Raw genomic sequence first — 20,400 nt, 5'->3', positions numbered from 1 at the left:
TGGAGGTATCAATGAAAGGCGTGCTCTCCGGTATCAGGGTACTTGATCTTAGCCGAATTCTTGCCGGACCCTGGTGTACTCAGGTTCTCGCTGACCTCGGCGCCGACGTTGTCAAAGTCGAGCGCCCTGGCAGTGGCGACGATACGCGCGCATGGGGGCCGCCGTTTGCGCGTGGCCTCGATGGCGCGCCGAGCCGTGAGTCTGCATATTTCCTCGCAGCGAATCGCGGCAAGCGTTCGATCGAGATCGACTTTAGCGTATCGGCCGGGCAAGATGTAGTGCGAAAACTCGCAGCCGACGTCGACGTCGTAATAGAGAATTTCAAATTCGGTGACATGCGCCGATATGGACTCGACTATTCGACGTTGCACGCGGTGAATCCGAAGCTTGTCTACTGCTCGATCACGGGTTTCGGACAGAGCGGACCGTATCGTGAACGTGCCGGCTATGATTTCGTAATCCAGGCGATGGGCGGGTTAATGAGCGTCACTGGAGAACGCGACGATCTCCCCGGCGGCGGCCCGCAGAAATGCGGCGTGCCAATTTCTGATTTGATGACAGGCATGTATGCAACAGTGGCGATCCTTGGCGCGCTAAACGAACGCCATGTGAGCGGGCGCGGCCAGCATATCGACATGAGCCTGCTCGATACGCAGATCGGCTGGCTTGCCAATCACGGGCTGAACTATCTCGTCTCGGGCGACAATCCTAAGCGTTGGGGTAACGCTCACCCAAATCTGTGTCCTTATCAGTCGTTCGATGCAAGCGATAGTGCGATGATCGTTGCCGTTGGTAATGACCGTCAGTTTCAGTCTCTTTGCCGGGTACTTGGACTGGAGCAGATTGCGTCGTTGCCCGAATTCGCATCGAACAGCGGGCGCTTGGCTAATCGAGAACTTTTGGTCGGGCAGATCCAGCGCGCGCTGGGTCGCGCTCCACGTCAACGATGGCTTGCCGAACTCGAAGCAGCGGGTGTGCCGGCTGGGCCGATCAATTCGGTTGCGCAGGCGCTTGCGGATCCACATGTTCTCGAGCGGGGTATGACGTTTTCTTTACCGCATGCGATGGGTTCGGAGGTGCCGCAAATCGCCAATCCGATTAAGTTTTCTCGCTCGCCGGTCCAATACAACCGTCCGCCGCCCGCTCTCGGCGAACACACAGACGAGGTGCTAACAGCGGCAGGTCTTTCTGACGCAGCGATCGCGGGCCTCAGAGAATCCGGCGTAGTCGGGCCAAGTCATCTGCGGACGCCTGTTCCCAGCTGACTTGGGCCTCGCAAAGCGACGAAGAAATAGAGGTTTCAAAATCGGCGCAGCACTGACAATGCTTCACCGACGACGCGGCCACGGAGAATCGGTTCCTGGTCGCGTCAGTAACAAGTTTGGCCACGCGCCTTCATCCGCACTTACAACAACTACCTGGATATCGGCTCTGAACAAATTATGTAGTACTGAAAATGGTGGAGACGAGACATGCATCAGATAGACCCGACTGTAACTTACATCATCATCGGAGCACTCATCGCTTACATTGCGGCAACCGCGTTGGTGACCGTCAAATTGCGAAGTAGGGACTCAAGCGACTTCATGGTCGCCGCACGTTCCATGCCGGCGATTGTCGTTGGTATTTTGATGATGTCAGAATTTGTGGGCGCGAAATCGACCATTGGTACTGCACAAGCCGCGTTCGAGTCCGGCTCCGCTGCGATGTGGGCGGTACTCAGCGCCGCGATCGGCTTTCCGCTGTTTGGTCTCTTTTTGGCCAAAAAACTTTATACGTCTGGGGAATTCACGATTTCCGGCGCAGTTGCGAAGCGCTATGGCAGATCGACGCAGATAACAGTGTCGCTTATCATGATATACGCACTGCTCTTGGTCAATGTCGGCTACTACGTGAGCGGCGCTGCCGCTCTATCGACGATTCTTAACATCCCGCTCGGACCAGCGGCGATCGTCACCGCGGTGGTGAGTACCTTCTATTGCGCGATTGGCGGGATGAAGAGCGTCGCTTATGTATCGGTGATCCACACAGGGGTGAAGTGTGTCGGTGTTTTCGTTGTGCTGGGCGTCGCGCTGTCGTTGTCCGGTGGCATTCGACCAATGGTGGAACACATGCCGCAGTTCAACTTCAGCGCCACGGGTAAAATTGGCTTTCCGACCATCTTCGCTTGGTCTATCGCAAACATCGGCGCGATCTTTTCGACGCAGTACATCATTCAGGCGGTGTCTTCTCTGAAGAGTGCGAACAGCGCACGTACTTCTACATACATCGCGGGTGCATTGTGCATACCCGTCAGTATTGCACTCGGGCTAATCGGAGTGGCCGCGAAGTATCTGTTTCCCGGAATGAAGAGCCTTTACGCGTTTCCGGTCTTCATGACATACATGTCGCCGGTGCTCGCCGCAATAGTTGCAATATCGCTGGCCGCATCGGTATTCGTCGGTGTCTGCAGTGTATGTCTTGCCATCTCCTCGTTAATCATCAAGGATTTTTATAGCCCGATGCGTCACCCCACGCCTGACCAGGAGTTTCGCATGTCTCGATTGCTGTCGATTCCAATTGGTTTCGTACCGCTCGCGTTTGTGTTCTTCTTTCCCGAGGTTCTCCACCTGTCTTTCTTCACACGCGCAATTCGCCTGTCAATAGCGGTGGTGGCAGTGCTCGGCTTCTACCTGCCGTGGTTCAGCAGTAGCCGGGGTGCAACATGGGGGCTGCTAAGCGCAGTGCTTGCGACCACGGCGTGGTACGCACTGGGCGATCCATATGGCGTCGACAATATCTACATCGCGCTGGCAGCGCCGCCGGTCGTGATGGCGCTTGATCGAATTTTTCCGAAAGCGGCAAACGAAGGCCACGCGGCACCCATTACACACAACGTCGAATAGGACCCTTTGACATGACCCTCTTTTCCTTCGCCGATGAGCGACCCCGAGTCTCAACCGACGCTTACATTGCACCCAATACCGTCGTGATCGGCGATGTGCGCATCGGTGCCGGCAGCAGCGTTTGGCCGCAAGCCGTTCTACGCGGTGACAATGATGCGATCTCAATCGGCGACGGCAGCAACATCCAAGACGGAGCGGTCGTGCACGCCGACCCTGGCCATCCCGTAGACATTGGCAACCATGTGAGCGTGGGCCATGCGTGCGTGTTGCACGGGTGTCGAGTGGGAAGCGGCACCCTGATCGGAATCCACGCGACGATTCTGAACGATGCCTATATCCCAGAAGGCTGTATTGTTGGGGCCAACGCGTTGGTTACTGAGGGCAAGGTGTTTCCGCCTCGTTCGCTAATCATCGGTTCGCCCGCGAAGGCCGTACGCGAACTTACTGACGCCGAGATACAGGCGGTTCTCATGAACGCGAAGGACTATGAGTCCAAGGCTGGGCGGTATAAGGAGACGCTCCGGGAAGTTTAGAGCGATCAGATGGGAAGACGGGTTGAGGGAGCAGGTTCTTCCCGTACGCTTTTGCAGCCGCTAACCACCATAGAATGAGCGGGCGGGGAGCCCGATTTTTAGCGTGAAGCTGGGCGTTCATATCAGGCGATCAAATATCGCCCGATATGAACTTTTTTGTGCAGATGGGTCATGCATCACCGGCGGGGCAGAGGTGGCCTCATTCGTTCGGACAGGATCCGCCAGTTTTTAAGTGGAATCGCTGAGGCAATCAGGCTGCCGATTTTATCGCTGGCAGCGTGGCGAAGTATGCTTCATCCGGTGTCTGATCGGCCAGCCTGGAATGAGGCCGATTCTGGTTATACCAGCTCAGGTAGTTGCCGATTGAGCGGCGGGCGTGGCTGACCGAGTCGTAGGCTTTCAGATAGACCTCTTCATATTTGACGCTGCGCCACACCCGTTCAACGAACACGTTGTCACGCCAGGCGCCTTTTCCATCCATGGACAGAAGAACGCTCCGGCTGAGCACCGCGTCGGTGAATTCGGTTGCGGTGAACTGGCTGCCTTGATCCGTGTTGACGATCTCAGGCAGGCCGTATTTCGCAAACGCTTCCTCCAGCGCCTCGACAGCATGGCAGCTCTCCAGCGTGATCGCCACCCGGTGTGCCAGCACCCGACGACTCGCCCAGTCCACGACAGCCGTCAGATATACGAAGCCGCGCGCCATCGGGATATAGCTCGTATCGAGCGCCCAGACCTGATTGGCCCGGTCGATTTTCCGGTTGCGAAGCAGGTACGGCCAGATCCTGTGGGCTGCATGCTTGCGGCTCGTGTTTGGCTTGCGATACAGCGCTTCGACACCCATGCGCTTCATCAAGGTGCTGACGTGTCTGCGCCCGACCTTGATGCCTTCACGACGCAGCAGCCGTGCCAGCATTCGCGCCCCCGCAAATGGATGCTCGAGGTGAAGCTCGTCAATCCGGCGCATCAATTTCAGATCCGCTTCGCTGACCCCGCGCGATTGGTAATAGGCGCTCGACCGGCTGATGCCTACCAGCCGCGCCTGCTGTGTCACCGGCAGGGCGTGATCACGATCGATCATCGCCTTACGCTCAGCAGTCCCGCCTTGCTGAGCGCGCTTTCTAAAAAATCGTTCTCCAGCGTCAACTGCCCGATCTTCGCGTGCAGTACCTTCACGTCGACTGGCGGTGCCGCTGGCGCCGAGTTGCCCGCGTCGAAGACATCGGCAACCCGCTCCTGCAGTTGCTTCTTCCAGTCCGTAATCTGGTTCGGATGGACATCAAACTGCTGGGCCAGCTCTGCCAGCGTCTTGTCGCCCTTGAGCGCTGCCAGGGCCACCTTTGCCTTGAACGCTGCGAGTGGGTCCGTCGGTTTCGTTTCGTCATCTTCTGGTTCCTTGTTGCCGGCCATTATGGCCGACTCACGCCCCAGCTTTTCCACTCAACGAACTGTCCGAATTCCCGAAGCCACCTCTGGCTGTGGGCGGGCGCGGACTCGCGTGCCCGAAGTAGTTTAAGAGGATGCCGTATTTGCGCCAGGGTGCAATTCAGTAGTCTACTCGCACCGCAATCCTGCCTGCCGATGCTTGTCGGGCCATTGATGCGCTTCATTCGATGGACACGTCGCTTTGAATCTTCGCCAACTGCTCGTGCTGCGATCGACCGAGGTATCGGCTGCGGTCGTGCTTCAGGTTGTGACGAGGGGAGGCGGCCCTCGATTGTTCGGCAACAAATGGCATCCCGGCAAGGTGGACCAGCGTGCTGTATGCGTTATGCCACTGAATAACACAAATGTGAGTTCAGACAACCGAAAGTCGCAAGCCTTACCACCGCACGTGGGTCAACAGCCCACGTAGCCCCGCGCAAGAACGCAAGTTGGCTGTGGCAGCAAATCGCTCAACGGACTTCTCCACCACAGATTGACGCTTGCCGGGGCGCGAGTTACTGCCCTATACATTATCGTCACAATACTTCCGAACCCTTTAGACGAGTCCCGACGCGAATCGCTAAGCCGCCGAAAAGCACTATAGATGTCCTTCCGAGATTCGCAAAAAAAAGCCGACGGTAAGCGTCGGCAAAAGAGCCCCGAGAGAGCCCTGAGAGAGCTGGAATATGCGGTTACATCGGACAACGAAGTCGAAACGTGGTCGTTTCTAAACTGAGCGCTCAGTCACAAGGTGATAAGCTACTGCAATGATGCCATCCATGTCAAGGTGCACGCCATCTGTTGGCGATCGGCGTTCAAACCGGACGCTGCGCGCACGGAATCGCCCTGCGAGGATCAACGACGCATGTGTGGCACTACGAACTCGCGAGTCCCAAGCAATCGAGAAGTCCATCTGCCGTCGATGCTGACGGCGAGCGGGTTTCCACGCCGCTTTCCATGGTTGGCCAGTTCCTTGGCATGCGTCGGCCACGCCCCACTCTGATGTCGTCGTCGAACGCGGATCTGTGATCTCGCCTCATGTGGAAGGCGCTCACATCAGGCACTCTGTGGCCGGAACGGGAGTTTCGTCGAAGATCACGCGAGAGCAACGCAGAGAGACGCTTGAAGGAATTCCTGGTGGGCAGTCACTTCCATCCTTCGAGCCTCAGCGTCGCCCGCACGAGCCGTTGTTCTTCCTGCTCGATCTCGCTCAGGCTCTCACGCACGCTGCTCACATGGTGACTCGCCGCGCGGCGAGCCTGTTCCGGCAAGCCGCCCGTGACGGCGTTATACAGTCTTGCGTGTTGCCGGTCGATCTCGCGCTTTCGCGGCTCTCGATGGTAGAGATTGTTCACCGACGCAAACACTGCGCTCAGCATGAGTTCGTTCAGCATGCCGAGCGTGTGCACGAGCATCGGATTATGCGATGCCTCGCAAATCGCAAGGTGAAAAGCATGATCGAGCCGCGCATGAGTGGTTGGGTCAGCCCCGCGCGCGCCGGCCGCAAGCATGTCTTCAAAGCGCCGCGAGATGAGGATGCGATCCGCAGCCGTGGCGCGCAAAGCGGCTAACCGCGCGGACTCAGCTTCCAACATCTCGCGCACTTCAAGGAGATCGTAAAGGGTGCGCGGCTGAGTCGTAAGTAGCTGCATCATTGGCGTTTGGACCGGTTCGGCGGTGAGCTTTGCGACGAACGATCCCTTCCCCTGCTCGGTTTCGATCAGACCGCGCGCACGTAGCATCTTCAGTCCTTCGCGCAATGCGGTACGCGACACACCGAGCTTTTGTGTGAGTCGCCGTTCCGACGGCAGCGTCTGCCCTTGCTTGAGCACGCCATCGACAATTAGGCGTTCGATACGCTCAACTACGACATCGGCGAGTTTGCGTTCGCTATCCATTGCCCTCAGCACCACTGGTAGTACCAGATTTATATGCTACCACGGCTTTTCTGTGAAGGGCCTCTGGGCTGAGTCTTATGATGGCCCCGCGTCTCAAAAAGAGGTAATACCAGTGCGATATCGGTCGACATGCACCGGCGCACACGAAAGAATACTGCCAAACTGGATGTGAAACGGAGACATGCATGACCTACGCCTACGACGAACTGATCGACGGGCCGCTTCCCACGCACGAAAAGGCCGCCATCGTCCGCGAACTTCAGGCGCTGATGCCGGGGCTGCAACTGCTGCACGCAAAAGAAGATCTGCGCCCGTTCGAGTGCGACGGCCTGTCGGCCTATCGCATCACGCCAATGCTCGTCGCGCTACCAAGTTCGGTCGATGAAGTGCAAACCCTCCTGCAGTACGCCCATGCGCGCGGCGTGCCCATTGTCGCGCGTGGGGCGGGCACGGGCTTGTCGGGCGGCGCGCTGCCATTGGAAAAGGGCATTCTGCTCGTGATGTCGCGCTTCAACCGCATCGTCGATCTCGATCCTGATGGATGTACGGCGCGCGTTCAGCCCGGCGTGCGCAATCTTGCGATTTCGCAGGCCGCCGCGCCGCACGGCCTTTATTACGCGCCTGATCCGTCGTCGCAAATCGCATGCTCTATCGGCGGCAATGTCGCCGAGAATGCGGGGGGGGTGCATTGCCTCAAGTACGGCTTGACGGTTCACAACATCCTGAGCGTGCAAATCGTCACGATCGATGGTGTGAAGCTCACACTTGGTTCCCGAGCGTTGGATTCCCCGGGCTTCGATCTGCTCGCTCTCATCACCGGTTCGGAAGGCATGCTCGGCGTTGTGACCGAAGTCACGGTCAAGCTGCTGACCAAACCCCAAAGCGCTAAGGTGCTGCTCGCGAGCTTCGACGACATTGAAAGAGCCGGCGACGCGGTGGCACGGATCATCGCGGCAGGCGTGATCCCGGGCGGCCTCGAAATGATGGACAACCTCGCGATTCGTGCCGCCGAGGACTTCATCCACGCTGGCTATCCGGTTGATGCGCAAGCGCTGCTGCTCTGCGAAGTCGACGGTGCCGAATCCGACGTTGCAGATGACTGTGAGCGTGTTGGCCGGCTGCTGCGCGATGTAGGCGCGACCGAGGTTCGGCTCGCCGCGAATGAAGCCGAGCGCCAGCGTTTCTGGGCTGGGCGCAAGAACGCCTTCCCTGCCGTCGGTCGCATCTCGCCCGACTACTACTGTATGGATGGCACGATCCCCCGCCGAGAGTTGTCGCGCGTGCTGCGCGGTATAGCGGACTTGTCGGCGCAATTTGCATTGCGCGTAGCGAACGTATTTCATGCGGGCGACGGGAACATGCATCCACTGATTCTCTTCGATGCGAACACGCCCGGCGAAACGGAGCGCGCCGAAGCAATCGGCGCGCGCATCCTCGAACTGTGCGTGGAAGTGGGCGGCAGCATCACCGGCGAACACGGCGTCGGGCGCGAGAAGATCAATCAGATGTGCGTGCAGTTCAACGGCGATGAACTCACCTTCTTTCACGCGCTCAAGGCCGCATTCGATCCCCTCGGCTTACTCAACCCGGGCAAGAACGTGCCCACGCTGCATCGGTGCGCAGAGTTCGGTTCAATGCACGTTCATAACGGCGCCTTGCCGCATCCCGAACTGGAGCGCTTTTAATGCGACACGATCATGTTTCCATCGACAACAGCGCGCGCCTCGTCGATCAGGTGCAGCGCGCTATCGCAAACAAAGAGCCGTTGCGCATTCGCGGCGGCGACAGCAAGGCATTTCTCGGCAGAGCGGTGGAGGCGGAGGCGCTCGACACGCGAGGGCATCGCGGCATCGTCAACTACGATCCGAGCGAGCTCGTGGTCACCGTGCGCGCGGGAACACCGCTCGCAGAACTAGAGGAGATTCTCGACGAAGCTGGCCAGATGCTGCCGTGCGAACCGCCCAGCCACGGCGCGACGGCGACCGTAGGTGGCACAGTAGCGACGGGGCTGTCAGGTCCGCGCCGTCCATGGGCCGGCGCGGTGCGCGACTTCGTGTTGGGCTGTCGCATCGTTACCGGACAAGGAAAGCATCTGCGCTTTGGCGGTCAGGTTATGAAAAATGTCGCTGGCTACGATGTATCACGTTTGATGAGCGGCAGCTTTGGCTGTCTGGGGCTAATAACTGAAGTTTCGCTAAAAGTCTTACCGAAGCCGCGCGAGACAAAAAGCATAATGCTCGCGCTGGAGGCGAGCGAGGCGATGCGCGAACTCGATTCATGGCGGAAGGCGTCATTGCCCGTAGCTGGCGCATGTCATGTCGACGGGTATCTCCACGTACGTTTCGAAGGCGGCGCGGGTTCCGTGGGTGCCGCTGTCGATCGCATCGGCGGAGAGCATCTCCATGCAGAATTCTGGGCCGATCTGCGCGAGCTGCGTCTGCCTTTCTTCGACGACGACCGCCCGCTCTGGCGTCTGTCGTTGCCGAACAACACGCCGCTCGTCGACCTGCCTGGCGCGACCCTCCTGGATTGGGGCGGCGCGCAACGCTGGCTCAAGAGCGATGCGGATGCTGACTCAATCCGCGCCATCGCCAGCGCGGCGGGCGGTCATGCGACGTGCTTTACGCCTGGCGTTTCCGCCTATCCGTTTCAGCCGCTCCCTGCACCGGTAATGCGCATTCATCAGCAGTTGAAGGAACGCCTTGATCCCCACGGCGTTTTCAACCCTGGCCGCATGTACGCGGATTACTGACGCCATCGACACGACACGCCATGCAAACCAATCTAAGCGACGAAGCCAAGACGCTCGCACGCGCAAACGAAGCAGAAGAAATTTTGCGTTCATGCGTGCACTGCGGGTTCTGCAACGCCACGTGCCCGACCTATCAATTGCTGGGCAACGAACTCGACGGACCGCGCGGGCGCATCTATCTGATCAAGCAGATGCTCGAAGGCGCGCCCGTCACCCACAAGACACAATTGCATTTGGACCGCTGCCTCACCTGCCGGAATTGCGAAACGACGTGTCCGTCGGGCGTAACGTACCACGCGCTGCTCGATATCGGCCGTGCGGAAGTAGAGCGCCGCGTGTCCCGTCCCGCCCGCGAGCGGTTTTTGCGAGCCGGCTTGCGTCACGTTATTCCGCGTACGGCCGTCTTCGACACGCTTCTCAAGGTCGGACGTTTCGCACGTCCGATGATGCCCTCATCGCTGCGTCAGAAGATTCCGGCTGACATCATCGCCGCCAAGCCGCGACCGCCCGCGAGACACGCACGGCGCGTGCTGATGCTCGAAGGCTGCGTGCAGCCTTCGCTGTCTCCGAATACAAATGCTGCGGCAGCGCGGGTATTGGACCGGCTCGGCATCAGCGTCGTCGACGCGCCGAAGGCAGGCTGCTGCGGCGCGACCGACTATCACCTCAATGCGCAGGCAATCGGCCTGACGCGCGCGCGCCGCAACATCGACGTATGGTGGCCCGCGGTCGAAGCCGGTGCCGAAGCAATCGTGCAGACGGCAAGCGGGTGCGGCGCCTTCGTGAAGGAATACGGGCATCTGTTACGCGATGATCCGCTTTACGCCGATAAAGCCGCGCGCGTCAGTGAACTGGCGCGCGATCTCGTCGAAGTGCTCGCTGGCGAGCCCCTCGAAGCGCTTGAATCGGCAAAACGGCGGCGTATCGCGTTTCATTGCCCATGCACATTGCAGCACGCCCAGAAGCTCGGCGGTGCGGTCGAATCGATGCTCACGCGCCTCGGCTATGATCTGACTTCGGTGCCCGATGCACATTTGTGCTGTGGCTCCGCGGGTACGTATTCGCTAACGCAGCCGGAATTATCGAAGCAGTTGCGTGATCGCAAGATGGATGCGCTGGAAAGCGGTGGGCCCGAATTGATTGCCACGGCAAATGTTGGCTGCCAGACCCACTTAGCGGCGGCTGAACGCACCGGCGTGCGACACTGGATTGAACTCGTCGAAGATGCTTTGCCTTAATCGGTGTGCCCACACATGTTAAACTTCTGGCGCGTCGCACCGTCTGAAAGGTTGGCTATGCCATGACGAACGGGGCCAACGCCCGGAACGGAATTTGATCTGCATCGCCTTCAAACCGCCGCCTACCGCGCTACGCCGTTTCGATCGCGTCCCGTTCGGCGAGTTCGCGCGTCGTCGAATACCGGCTCAGCCGTCCTTTCCGTCGTCCAAACAGTTCGGTAAGCAATGGGATGGACGCCCCCACCCGATGACTGCACCGATGTGCCAGAGTGGAAGTGTCATCGACCACTCAAACCGGAAGGGGCGTCATCATGCAGATTACGACGATTGGCATCGACCTGGCGAAAACGTATTTCAGGTTCACGGGGCGAACGAGCACGGGAAGGCGGTTTTACGTGAGCAACTGCGGCGCGAGCAAGTCATGGCATTCTTCGCCAACCTCCCGGCGTGCCTGATCGGGATGGAGGCCTGCGGCAGCGCACACCACTGGGCTCGCAAGTTGCGGGCGCTTGGCCATACGGTCCGATTGATGGCACCGCAGTTTGTGAAGCCTTATGTGAAAAGCAACAAAAACGATGTGGCTGATGCTCAAGCCATTTGCGAGGCTGTGACGCGGCCGACGATGCGGTTCGTGCCGATCAAAAACGTCGAGCAGCAGACTGTGCTCTCACTGCACCGCGTGCGCCAAGGCTTCATAAAGGCTCGCACCGCTCAAGCCAATCAAATTCGTGGCCTGCTGGGCGAGTACGGACTGATTGTGCCGCAAGGCATTGCCCACATCGCCCGTCATGTGCCGGAGCTCATCGAAGATGCGACGAATGATTTGCCGGGAGCATTCCGGCAGCTTATCCAAAGACTGCTCGAGCACCTCAAGTTACTCGACCGACAGGTTGGCGAGATCGAGACTCAGATCAAGGCCTGGCATCGTGACGACGAGACCAGTCGCCGACTTGAACAAGTGCCAGGGATCGGCCCGATTACCGCGAGCGCCCTAGCTGCGACGGTTGGCGATGCAAAGAATTTCGATAGCGGGAGGCAGCTTGCCGCGTGGTTGGGACTCGTACCGCGACAGCATTCCAGCGGTGGTAAGGCAAAGCTGCTTGGCATGAGTAAACGAGGCGATGCGTACCTTCGAACCCTACTCGTCCATGGAGCGCGATCCGTCATTTACCGAGCGACGCAGAGGAACGACCCAGACAGTTGGTTGGTCAAGTTGACCATGCGTCGAAACGCAAATGTCGCAGCGGTCGCGCAGGCGAACAAGACAGCTCGAATCGTTTGGGCTCTGCTCGTCCACGACCGACAGTTCCGAGCTGGCTACACGCCTGATTCCGCAGCCGTGTAACCAGCCCGGGCACTCAAGACAGACAGACCTTGTCAGGATAGGATCACACCACCGATTGCTCAGGCAATCACGAAGTGATGGCAAAGCAGGTAAGACCGTGGTTGGCACAGCCCGCGCTGGCCGAGGCACCCAGAGTGCGTGTAAGCGATCGAGGCGCCAACCAGCACATCCCATCAGGGACAGCGAGCAAATGCGTCTCGCGCTAAAAGTCCGAATGTACGGATGCAATCTTCCTCACTTGCTGTCATCGAATGAAAGCTTGGCAAACTGGGGGCGTCCATGTACGGCCAGCGAACCCGTCTTGACGAACGATGGATTACTCGACAGGCGCGGTAATGTGCCGAGAATTGTGCAGAAGCCTATATCTCCACGGCAAATGCCTTGACAAACGTGCCGAGCGGCATTCTGTCAAGGGCAGAAAGGGCCGCGTTAGCGCATATTACCTTCGAAGTCGATTGCTGTCCCTCCAAGCTAAGTCTACTTCTATGTCAACGCGCCTCTGAAGATGGCACCTCGCCTACGGCACCTGCTGGCGACCGCGACGACCTCGACGATGCTTACCGAACGTGACTGTCATGCCCTCATCGAAATGGACATTCGTTTCGCGCTTCCGGCGCAACGCATTCGGATCGAGATCGTCGCTCCCTATCCAACGCCTGAAGGAGGCGGTATCCGAGATTCGTTCGGTCTCCCGCGCCGACCGCGCGCTCGCTGCCGAAGGGGCGTGCTTCTGCTTGAAAGACTGTCACCCGCACTCGAGCAGGTCGATAGTTCCTCGGGCGCACTGGGCAGCGCGGTCGACCGAGCGATTGAGACGCTCGTCCCACTGATCGCCGCCGCCGACGTTGAGTCGGCAGTCCGCGAACGCTGGCTGGAAAGACTATTTGAGGCGTTGCAGGACGATCAGGTGCCCTACATCGAAAGCCTGGGCGAACATTGGGGAAGCTTGTGCGTGGCGCCGGAGTTGGCATCTCAATGGGCGGATCGGCTGTTGCCGCTCGTCATGCATGTGCTTTAGGCTGAAGGGTTGACTAAATCGGCTGCACCTCTTCTTGCCGAGACGATCCCGACCTTGGCCCATCACGTGACCTGCCCGTTTTTCTAAGACCACTGCGTTCTAACAATAACGCGCACTGATTGAAGCGATCCGCCCGCACTAGACCGGTGGACGCTTTTTGCCGCTTGGCTCAGTTCATCCGCGGTTGCGCCGCTGTGCGACCACTTTTATTGGCCGCTGCTGGTCGACGCTGATGCCGGTGATGGCGCGGATGCACTTGTCCTGGGCTCGGTATTGGCGTCGTTCCCTTTCCTCCAAGGCGGGGGTCATGACGCAGATGGGGGTGGCGTGGCGCCGGGGGACTTGTTTCCACTGTCCGCCGCACCACTTGCTCTACCGGCTCGCGGCTCTGGCGAGCGATCCGGACCAAGCTCTGGGGCAAAGTCGATCTCAATCTTGTTCACTTAGTCATTGTCGGCGGTTTTCTTGGCGTTGAGGCTAGAAATCGTGTACGAAAACTTGAGGCCGCCTTGCGTCTGCTTATCGATATCGATCGCAAAAGATACGTTGTTCCCGGGGTCGCCCGTACCTTGTCGAAGCCGTGCAGCGGCGCTCAACCGCTTTTCTCGAGAGCGATACGTTTGCCCGGCTAACAGTGGAATGATATGCCTGGTCAACTGAATTGCTGCAGAAACGGAATGCCGAACCGGCCAACGACACAGGGAAGGCGGACAAATGATCCGCAGCGCTTCGAGAGGAGCCGTCCGCCCGATGCTCACGCCCAAAACACGGCGAGACGGGCCCTTCACGCGTTGCGTGTTGCCGCCGTTTCATGAGTTAGTTTTACGGTAACTGCTGCGTCTTTTCGCCGGTCGTTCGGTTGCGCTACGGGAAATCCCCGATCTCACTTTTGTTGTGTACTTCGCGCCCGTCCGTTACCTTTCCGATAATAGACATGATTTCTATTTCTCGTATGCGAGGCATTCGCGCCAAGCGAAGGGAGACAAAATGAGCTTGAGATACCGGTTGCTGGCGTTGACCTGGCTGCTGCAGTTCGTGAACTATCTGGATCGGGTAAGCATTTCCGTTGCCGGACCGACGATGGTGAAAGCCCTGCATCTCGACGCCGCTCAGTTCGGCATCCTGCTCGCAGCGTTTGCGCTCGGCTATGCGCTGATGCAGTTGCCCGGCGGCTTCCTCGCCGACCGTTTCGGGACCAAGGCGCTGCTGGTCGTGGCGCCGGTCCTGTTTTCGGTATTCACCGGTATGACCGGTCTCGCCACGTCGATGGCCGTGCTCATTGGCGCGCGCTTCTGCTTCGGCCTGGCCGAGGGATCGTGCAACGCGGCGGTGTACAAGGCCGTCGCCGACAACTTCAGTCACAAGGACGCGGCCAAAGCGCATGCCGTCTGGCTTTCCGCGCTGGCGATCGGTCCTGCGGTCGTAGCTCCCGTCGTCACGAGCTTGTTGATGCACGGCGACTGGCGGAACGTGTTCTACGTGTTCGCGATTCCCGGCGTGATCGTTGCGCTGCTGATCCTCGTGATGATTCCGGGCAAGGCGATCGAAGCGAAGGAACGCTCCGTGCAGATGAAGGCAAGCCGCGCCGCGCAATGGCGTCTCTTCGCCGGACGCAAGAGCACCTGGCTGCTGTTCTTCGGCTATATGACGTTCAGCGTCGGCTACTGGGGATTTCTTGGCTGGATCCCTTCGTATCTCGCCAATCAGCGGCACATCGATCTAAAAGCCCTCGGCGTTGCCGCATCGGTGCCGTATCTGTTCGGCTTCCTCGGCATCGTGGTGTTCGGGTGGCTCGGTAGCGGACCGTTGCATCGCAAGCGTCCGACTCTCGTCGCCGTGGGCTACGTTTGCACCGGACTCGCGCTCTATCTCGCCTACAGCGCCGAGACTATCGTCGCCTGCCTGATCGGCCTTTCGGCGGCGGCGTTCTTGCTGTACGGCTGTCTGTCGCCGTATGCGGGGCTCGTCGCGCAACTGGCGCCGCAGGGCGCGCGTGGTGTTTTCGCGGGCGTCATCAATACGGGCGGGCAGATCGGCGGCCTGCTCGCGCCGCTCGGCGTGGGCTATCTCGTCAAGGCGAGTGGCTCGTACAACAATGGCTTCCTGTTCATGATCTCGGCGCTCGTTATCGGCGCCTGCTGCTTCGCGGCGCTGCAATCGCGTATTAACGGGCGCGAAACGGAGGCGGACGGTCCGAGCCCTGCGATCCAGCAAAACGTCTGACGCGCGCCCGCGCGCATTCACTCAGATCCCGCTGAAATGCGCGAAGGGCGGCTCGAAAAGGGACGTGTCGCCGCCCAGCGCCTTCGTGAGCGCCGCGCCGGCTTCCATCACCTTCGGCAGATAGACCTCGAAGGACTTGCGATTGAAGCGAAAGCGCGGCACGCCCAGGGAGATGGCGCAGACGAGTTCCTGCCCCGTGCGGAACACCGGCACGGCGATCGCGGCGCTTTCCGGCTCGCGTTCGCCGAGCGACACGCAATAACCGTGTTCGCGCACCTTCTTCAGGTTCCCTTTGAGCGCGCCTTCGGAGAACGCGCGCAGCACATGACCCGCTGCGCCGGCCTCGAGCGTGAGACGTTCTCCTTCGCGCACATGCATGCGCACGGAGCGCTGCCATTCCACCCGATAAAGACACAGACGCTCGTCGCCTTCCCGCACGTAGACCGCGGCGGTTTCACCCGTCTCCTTAACGAGCGTGCGCAGCACCGGCAGCGCGTAATCGCGCAGACGGAACGAGCTCTGATAAATCATGCCTAGATGAAACAGCATCGGTCCCAGCATGTAGCGGCCGTCCTCCAGGCGCTTGAGATAGCCGAAATGTTCGAGCGATTCGCACAGGCGCAGGATCGTGCTGTGGTAGAGGCCTGTCGCGTTGGTGAGATCGGTCAGCGTCATGCCGTCGATGCTGTCCTCGAAGGCCTTGAGGATAGAAAGCGCGCGGTTGACCGCCGCGACGCCGGGTTCTTCGGTTGCCATTGCTGTTTCCGGTTGATTGCGCCGTTGTCTTCGTGTTGCCGCGTATCTTGCAGTGTAAGGCATGAGGCCTGCAAGGCCGATCGTGTCGACGGCGTCGGAACGTCTGAATAGACACAATGTCTATTCTAGAGGATAATGATTTCACGCCGATGTTTTCGGCGCGCCACGAGCGAAACGGAGAACCCGAATCATGCATCGCAAAGTCTTCGACGCATCGCACAGCGGACCGCTTCGCGGCATCAAGGTCGTGGACCTGTCGCGTCTCGTCGCGGGAAACATGTTGACGTTGCAGCTGGCAGATTTCGGCGCGGACGTCATCAAGGTCGAGCCTCTGAAGGGCGACACCTTGCGCGCCTTCCGCACGCAGGGCGCTGAGGTGTTCTGGAAGGCGTACGCGCGCAACAAGCGCAGCGTGTGCATCGACTTTCATCACGAGGCGGGCGCGAAGTTGATCGCAAGCCTCGCCGCTCACGCCGACGTGCTCGTCGAAAGCTTCAGGCCCGGCACGCTGGAGAAGATGGGCCTTTCGCCTCGGTCGCTGCACGCGGTCAATCCGAAGCTCGTCATCCTCCGTGTGTCCGGCTGGGGACAAACGGGCCCATACCGCGAGCGCCCGGGCTTCGGCACGCTGGTCGAGGGGTACTCGGGCTTCGCCGCGATGAACGGCTTCGGCGATCGCGAGCCGGTGCTGCCGCCGATGTTTCTCGGCGACATGACCGCGGGGCTGTACGGCGCGCACGCAGCGATGGTCGCGCTCTGGGAAGCGCGCGTGAACGGCGGCAATGGGCAGGTGATCGACCTGTCGCTGTTCGATCCGATGCTGTCTATCCTCGGCCCCCAGGTCGCCAACTATCAGCTCACCGGCGACGTGAAAGCGCGCACCGGCAGCCGTTCGAGCACCACGTGTCCGCGCAATACCTATCAAACGGCGGACAGCAAGTGGCTGTGCATTTCGACGTCGACGCAAAGCATGGCGCAGCGCCTCTTCGCCGCGATCGGCCGCGACGACATGAACACCGATCCGCGTTACGCGACCAACAGCGCGCGTCTGCAGCATGTGGAGGAAGTCGATCGCGTAGTCGGCTCGTTCATCCGCGCCCGCACGCTCGCCGAGAATCTCGTGTTTTTCGAGCGCGCCGAAGTCACCGCGGGCCCGGTGCTCGACGCAAGCGACCTCGCGGGGGACGCGTATGTGACCGGTCGCGAAGCGCTGGTCGAGATCGAAGACGACGAGCTCGGCCACGTCGCCGTGCATAACGTCGTTGCGCGACTTTCGGCAACGCCGGGCGGCTTCGTTCGTCCCGCGCCGAAGAAGGGCGAGCATTCCCGCGAGATTCTGGCGCCGCTCATCGGCGACTGCGCGCTCGACGAGCTCATCGGCTGCGGCGCCGTGATCGACGCTCACCAGGACACTGTGCGCGCCTGAACCATTTCCATCAAGGAGCATGAGATGAACCGAGTAGGACAATTGATCGATTCGCCCGCCGTCTGGAAAGGCCCCGAGCTCGACTGGACGCGCGAAGGACTGCACGTCCTGACCGCTGCGGAGGTCGCTGAAATCGATGCCGCGCTGGCGCATCTGCTGTCGCTCGGCGACATCGACTTTCCCGATATCAGCCCAGAGACTTTCCCGCTCGACACGATGGGCCGCTTCATGCGCGAGCTGCCTGCGTTCTTGCGCAACGGCCGCGGATTCATGATGCTGCGCGGCCTGCCGCGCGAGCGTTACTCCGACGACGACATGACACGCATCTATTTCGGCCTCGGCTCATACGTCAGCAAGCCGGTGACGCAGTCGTATCTGGGCGACGTGCTCGGCCACGTGGTGAACGTGAGCGACTACGAGCCGAAATCACGCGGCTATCGCAAGGGCGGCGGCCAGCTCATGCACACGGATTCATGCGACATCATCGGCCTGATGTGCTTGCGTACCGCGATTTCCGGCGGCGAGAGCCGTATTTCCAGCGCGCTCGCCGTGCATAACGAACTGCTGCGCACCCGTCCGGATCTGCTCGACGTGCTGCGCGAAGGCCTCTGGTGCAAGCGCACCGACGAAGATGGCCGTCGCGCCACGCGCACGTTCAGCGAGCACAAGGTGCCGTTCTTCACGGACAGCGCGGGCGAAGTGATCTGTTATCTGCCGACGGGCTATGCGCGTCTGGCCGAGAAGAGCGGTCAGGTTCCGTTCAGCGAGCTGGAGTCGGAGGCGCTGTACATGTTGCGCAAGATCGCGGCGTCGCCCGAGTTCTATCTCGACATGGGTTTCCGCGACGGCGACATCCAGTTCCTGAACAATCGCGTGCTCGTGCACGGCCGCACCGATTATGTCGATGCGCAGCCGCTCAACGAGCGTCGTCATTTGTTGCGCCTGTGGCTCACGGTGTCCGACTGGCCCGCGATGCCCGACGCACAGGTCTTTCACAAGCCAGAGGATCTGCGCATGTGGGCGCAATACCGGCGCCCGTTCGCGGAACTGCCGTCCACGCACGACCGCCTGCTGCTTGAAGCGGGGCAGGTCGCGCAGATGGTCGACTGAGCTTGGTCATGAGCACGCCCTCGACCGCGCCCCAGACGCTCGCGCAAAAGCTCATCGCGAAGGCGTGCGGGCGCGCCGAAGTCGCGGTGGGCGAGATCGTGACCTGCAATGTCGATCTTGCGATGTTCCACGATTCGAGTGGTCCGCGCCGCCTGAAGCCGATGCTCAAAGAACTCGGCGCACCGCTCTGGGACGCTTCGAAGATCGTGCTCGTGATCGATCACTACGTGCCCGAAGCCGATGAGGGATCGCGCCGCATCGTGCGCATCGCGCGCGACTGGGCCGCCGAGCAACGCTTGCCTCACGTGTACGACAGCGTCGGCATCTGTCACGTGGTGCTGCCGGAGCATGGCCACGTGCGGCCCGGCATGTTCTGCGTCGGCGGCGATTCGCATTCGCCGACAGGCGGCGCGTTCGGCGCCTATATGTTCGGCATAGGCAGCACGGAGATGCTGGGCGTCGCGGTCTCGGGGCAGATCTGGGTCAAGGTGCCGAAGACGCTGCGCATGCGCTGGCGCGGCAGGCTCGCGCAGGGCGTCACGGCGAAGGACATGATGCTGCACATGATCGGCCGCTTCGGCATGAACGGCGGTCGCTATCAGGCAGTCGAGTTCTGCGGCGAAGCCGTAACCGCATTGTCGATGCAGGAGCGCATGACGCTGTCGAACATGAGCGCGGAGATGGGCGCGCAGACCGGACTGATCGCGCCCGATGCGATAACGCTCGACTATCTGCGAAAAGCCGGCGTGCACGGCGATATCGACATCACGCACTGGCAAGGCGACGGCAACGCGCCAGCCGAAACGCATGACTTCGATGCCGCCGCGCTCGCGCCGCAAGTCGCTGCGCCGCACAGTCCCGCGAATACGCGCGCGGCGGACGCCTTCGGCGACGTCGCGGTGCAGGTCGCGTATATCGGCGCATGCACGGGCGCCAAGCTCGACGATCTGCGCGCCGCGGCCAGCGTGCTTGCGCATCGGCGCGTGGCGGACGGCGTGCAGCTTATCGTGGCACCCGCGAGCGTGCGTGATCGCGAAGCCGCGCGCCGCGAAGGCGTGATGTCGATTCTCGAAGACGCAGGCGCACAGGTGCTCGCCACATCTTGCGGCGCATGCTCCGGTTACGGCGGGCAGATCGCCGAGGGCAGAACGGTAATTTCCAGCACGGCGCGCAACTTCAAGGGCCGCATGGGGACCGAAACGGCACAGGTATATCTGGGCTCGCCCTTCACCGTGGCGGCGTCCGCCTTGCGCGGGCGCATCACGGACCCGCGCGAGGTGATCGCATGAGCGAAGCCGTCGAAACCCATCGCGTGTGGCGTGTCGGCGCGGATATCGACACCGATGCGCTCGCGCCCGGCGCCTACATGAAGTTCGGCATCGACGAGATCGCGCGGCATTGCCTGCAACGGCAGCGGCCGGAGTTTGCAAGCAACGTCCAGCCCGGCGACGTCATCGTGGCCGGGCCAAACTTCGGCATCGGCTCTTCGCGCGAGCAGGCGCCGGCCGCGCTCGTGCGGCTCGGCGTGCGCGCTGTGATCGCGCCAGCATTCAGCGGCCTGTTCTTTCGCAATGCGTTCAATGTGGGACTCGTGCTGCTCACGTGTGCTCAGGCCGAGACGCTGGAGGAGGGCGAGCGTATCGCCATCGATGCGTTGCACGGACGCATCACGCGCGCCGGCGGCGACACGCTCGTCTGCGATCCTTTGCCGTCGTTTCTACTCGACATGGCGGAAGCAGGCGGGCTTTTCAATCTGCTGAAGCGGCGCCACGGCGTCAAGGAGGGGTGAAC

Annotated in this window: 13 protein-coding genes and 3 pseudogenes; 13 read left to right on the top strand and 3 right to left on the bottom strand. The window is 60.7% G+C overall.

Annotated elements, in window-relative coordinates:
- The first annotated feature begins 11 nt into the window (after positions 1–11).
- The 3 genes from NCS02_RS30845 (at position 12) to NCS02_RS30835 (ending at position 3,418) form a co-directional block, all read left to right on the top strand.
- On the top strand, positions 12–1,265 hold the full coding sequence (locus tag NCS02_RS30845; protein WP_250520625.1) for a CaiB/BaiF CoA transferase family protein: 1,254 nt from the start codon (positions 12–14) through the stop codon (positions 1,263–1,265).
- A 207-nt stretch (positions 1,266–1,472) separates the two neighbouring features.
- Positions 1,473–2,885, top strand: coding sequence for a sodium:solute symporter family protein (locus NCS02_RS30840; RefSeq protein WP_250520624.1), 1,413 nt, complete (start codon positions 1,473–1,475; stop codon positions 2,883–2,885).
- 11 nt (positions 2,886–2,896) lie between these two features.
- Positions 2,897–3,418: a gamma carbonic anhydrase family protein gene (locus tag NCS02_RS30835; RefSeq protein ID WP_250520623.1), complete on the top strand. Its 522-nt coding sequence runs from the start codon at positions 2,897–2,899 to the stop codon at positions 3,416–3,418.
- A gap of 250 nt (positions 3,419–3,668) precedes the next feature.
- Here NCS02_RS30835 and NCS02_RS30830 read toward each other — a convergent pair.
- Both NCS02_RS30830 and glcC read right to left on the bottom strand, forming a co-directional pair.
- Positions 3,669–4,803: pseudogene (locus NCS02_RS30830) on the bottom strand (IS3 family transposase).
- 1,185 nt (positions 4,804–5,988) lie between these two features.
- Complete coding sequence (gene glcC, locus NCS02_RS30825) at positions 5,989–6,741, bottom strand: transcriptional regulator GlcC (RefSeq protein WP_250520622.1); 753 nt, start codon at positions 6,739–6,741, stop codon at positions 5,989–5,991.
- A 185-nt stretch (positions 6,742–6,926) separates the two neighbouring features.
- On the opposite strand from glcC, the gene glcD reads away from it, so the two are divergent.
- From glcD to NCS02_RS30795, 6 genes and pseudogenes are all read left to right on the top strand, one after another.
- Positions 6,927–8,426, top strand: coding sequence for a glycolate oxidase subunit GlcD (gene glcD, locus NCS02_RS30820; protein ID WP_250520621.1), 1,500 nt, complete (start codon positions 6,927–6,929; stop codon positions 8,424–8,426).
- Positions 8,426–9,493 carry a glycolate oxidase subunit GlcE gene (glcE, locus tag NCS02_RS30815; protein ID WP_250520620.1) on the top strand — a complete coding sequence of 356 codons (1,068 nt, stop codon included), beginning with the start codon at positions 8,426–8,428 and terminating at the stop codon, positions 9,491–9,493. Before glcD ends, glcE begins: the two co-directional genes overlap by 1 nt.
- Positions 9,494–9,513: 20 nt before the next feature.
- A complete protein-coding gene (gene glcF / locus NCS02_RS30810; protein ID WP_250520619.1) occupies positions 9,514–10,731 on the top strand; it encodes a glycolate oxidase subunit GlcF in 1,218 nt (405 codons plus the stop codon).
- Between the two features lie 311 nt (positions 10,732–11,042).
- Positions 11,043–12,076: pseudogene (locus tag NCS02_RS30805) on the top strand (IS110 family RNA-guided transposase).
- Between the two features lie 575 nt (positions 12,077–12,651).
- Positions 12,652–13,088 (top strand): annotated as a pseudogene (locus NCS02_RS30800) (hypothetical protein); the annotation flags it as partial.
- A gap of 993 nt (positions 13,089–14,081) precedes the next feature.
- Positions 14,082–15,317 carry an MFS transporter gene (locus tag NCS02_RS30795; RefSeq protein WP_250520618.1) on the top strand — a complete coding sequence of 412 codons (1,236 nt, stop codon included), beginning with the start codon at positions 14,082–14,084 and terminating at the stop codon, positions 15,315–15,317.
- A 21-nt stretch (positions 15,318–15,338) separates the two neighbouring features.
- Here the strand turns inward: NCS02_RS30795 and NCS02_RS30790 are convergent, their stop codons facing one another.
- Positions 15,339–16,073: an IclR family transcriptional regulator gene (locus NCS02_RS30790; RefSeq protein WP_250520617.1), complete on the bottom strand. Its 735-nt coding sequence runs from the start codon at positions 16,071–16,073 to the stop codon at positions 15,339–15,341.
- Positions 16,074–16,263: 190 nt separating this feature from the next.
- Between NCS02_RS30790 and NCS02_RS30785 the strand changes: the two genes are divergently transcribed.
- The 4 genes from NCS02_RS30785 to NCS02_RS30770 are packed head-to-tail and all read left to right on the top strand — an operon-like array spanning position 16,264 to position 20,398.
- Positions 16,264–17,499, top strand: a complete 1,236-nt coding sequence (locus NCS02_RS30785; RefSeq protein ID WP_250520616.1) for a CaiB/BaiF CoA transferase family protein — start codon at positions 16,264–16,266, stop codon at positions 17,497–17,499.
- A 24-nt stretch (positions 17,500–17,523) separates the two neighbouring features.
- Entirely contained in the window at positions 17,524–18,609 is a 1,086-nt protein-coding gene (locus NCS02_RS30780; protein WP_250520615.1) for a TauD/TfdA family dioxygenase, read from the top strand.
- Positions 18,610–18,617: 8 nt separating this feature from the next.
- Entirely contained in the window at positions 18,618–19,898 is a 1,281-nt protein-coding gene (locus NCS02_RS30775; RefSeq protein ID WP_250520614.1) for a 3-isopropylmalate dehydratase large subunit, read from the top strand.
- On the top strand, positions 19,895–20,398 hold the full coding sequence (locus NCS02_RS30770; protein WP_250520613.1) for a LeuD/DmdB family oxidoreductase small subunit: 504 nt from the start codon (positions 19,895–19,897) through the stop codon (positions 20,396–20,398). Before NCS02_RS30775 ends, NCS02_RS30770 begins: the two co-directional genes overlap by 4 nt.
- Positions 20,399–20,400: the final 2 nt, after the last annotated feature.

The organism is Caballeronia sp. NCF2 (assembly GCF_023631205.1).
Lineage (GTDB): Bacteria > Pseudomonadota > Gammaproteobacteria > Burkholderiales > Burkholderiaceae > Caballeronia > Caballeronia zhejiangensis.
This window is presented reverse-complemented; position numbering and strand designations above follow the sequence as displayed.

What these genes read in the sequence shown, in the direction of transcription:
- NCS02_RS30840 (WP_250520624.1), top strand. Translation starts at nt 1,473, where the DNA reads ATGCATCAGATAGACCCGACTGTAACTTACATCATCATCGGAGCACTC.
- NCS02_RS30770 (WP_250520613.1), top strand. Translation starts at nt 19,895, where the DNA reads ATGAGCGAAGCCGTCGAAACCCATCGCGTGTGGCGTGTCGGCGCGGAT.
- NCS02_RS30790 (WP_250520617.1), bottom strand. Translation starts at nt 16,073, where the DNA reads ATGGCAACCGAAGAACCCGGCGTCGCGGCGGTCAACCGCGCGCTTTCT.
- glcE (WP_250520620.1), top strand. Translation starts at nt 8,426, where the DNA reads ATGCGACACGATCATGTTTCCATCGACAACAGCGCGCGCCTCGTCGAT.
- NCS02_RS30845 (WP_250520625.1), top strand. Translation starts at nt 12, where the DNA reads ATGAAAGGCGTGCTCTCCGGTATCAGGGTACTTGATCTTAGCCGAATT.
- NCS02_RS30795 (WP_250520618.1), top strand. Translation starts at nt 14,082, where the DNA reads ATGAGCTTGAGATACCGGTTGCTGGCGTTGACCTGGCTGCTGCAGTTC.
- glcF (WP_250520619.1), top strand. Translation starts at nt 9,514, where the DNA reads ATGCAAACCAATCTAAGCGACGAAGCCAAGACGCTCGCACGCGCAAAC.
- glcD (WP_250520621.1), top strand. Translation starts at nt 6,927, where the DNA reads ATGACCTACGCCTACGACGAACTGATCGACGGGCCGCTTCCCACGCAC.
- glcC (WP_250520622.1), bottom strand. Translation starts at nt 6,741, where the DNA reads ATGGATAGCGAACGCAAACTCGCCGATGTCGTAGTTGAGCGTATCGAA.
- NCS02_RS30780 (WP_250520615.1), top strand. Translation starts at nt 17,524, where the DNA reads ATGAACCGAGTAGGACAATTGATCGATTCGCCCGCCGTCTGGAAAGGC.
- NCS02_RS30835 (WP_250520623.1), top strand. Translation starts at nt 2,897, where the DNA reads ATGACCCTCTTTTCCTTCGCCGATGAGCGACCCCGAGTCTCAACCGAC.
- NCS02_RS30775 (WP_250520614.1), top strand. Translation starts at nt 18,618, where the DNA reads ATGAGCACGCCCTCGACCGCGCCCCAGACGCTCGCGCAAAAGCTCATC.
- NCS02_RS30785 (WP_250520616.1), top strand. Translation starts at nt 16,264, where the DNA reads ATGCATCGCAAAGTCTTCGACGCATCGCACAGCGGACCGCTTCGCGGC.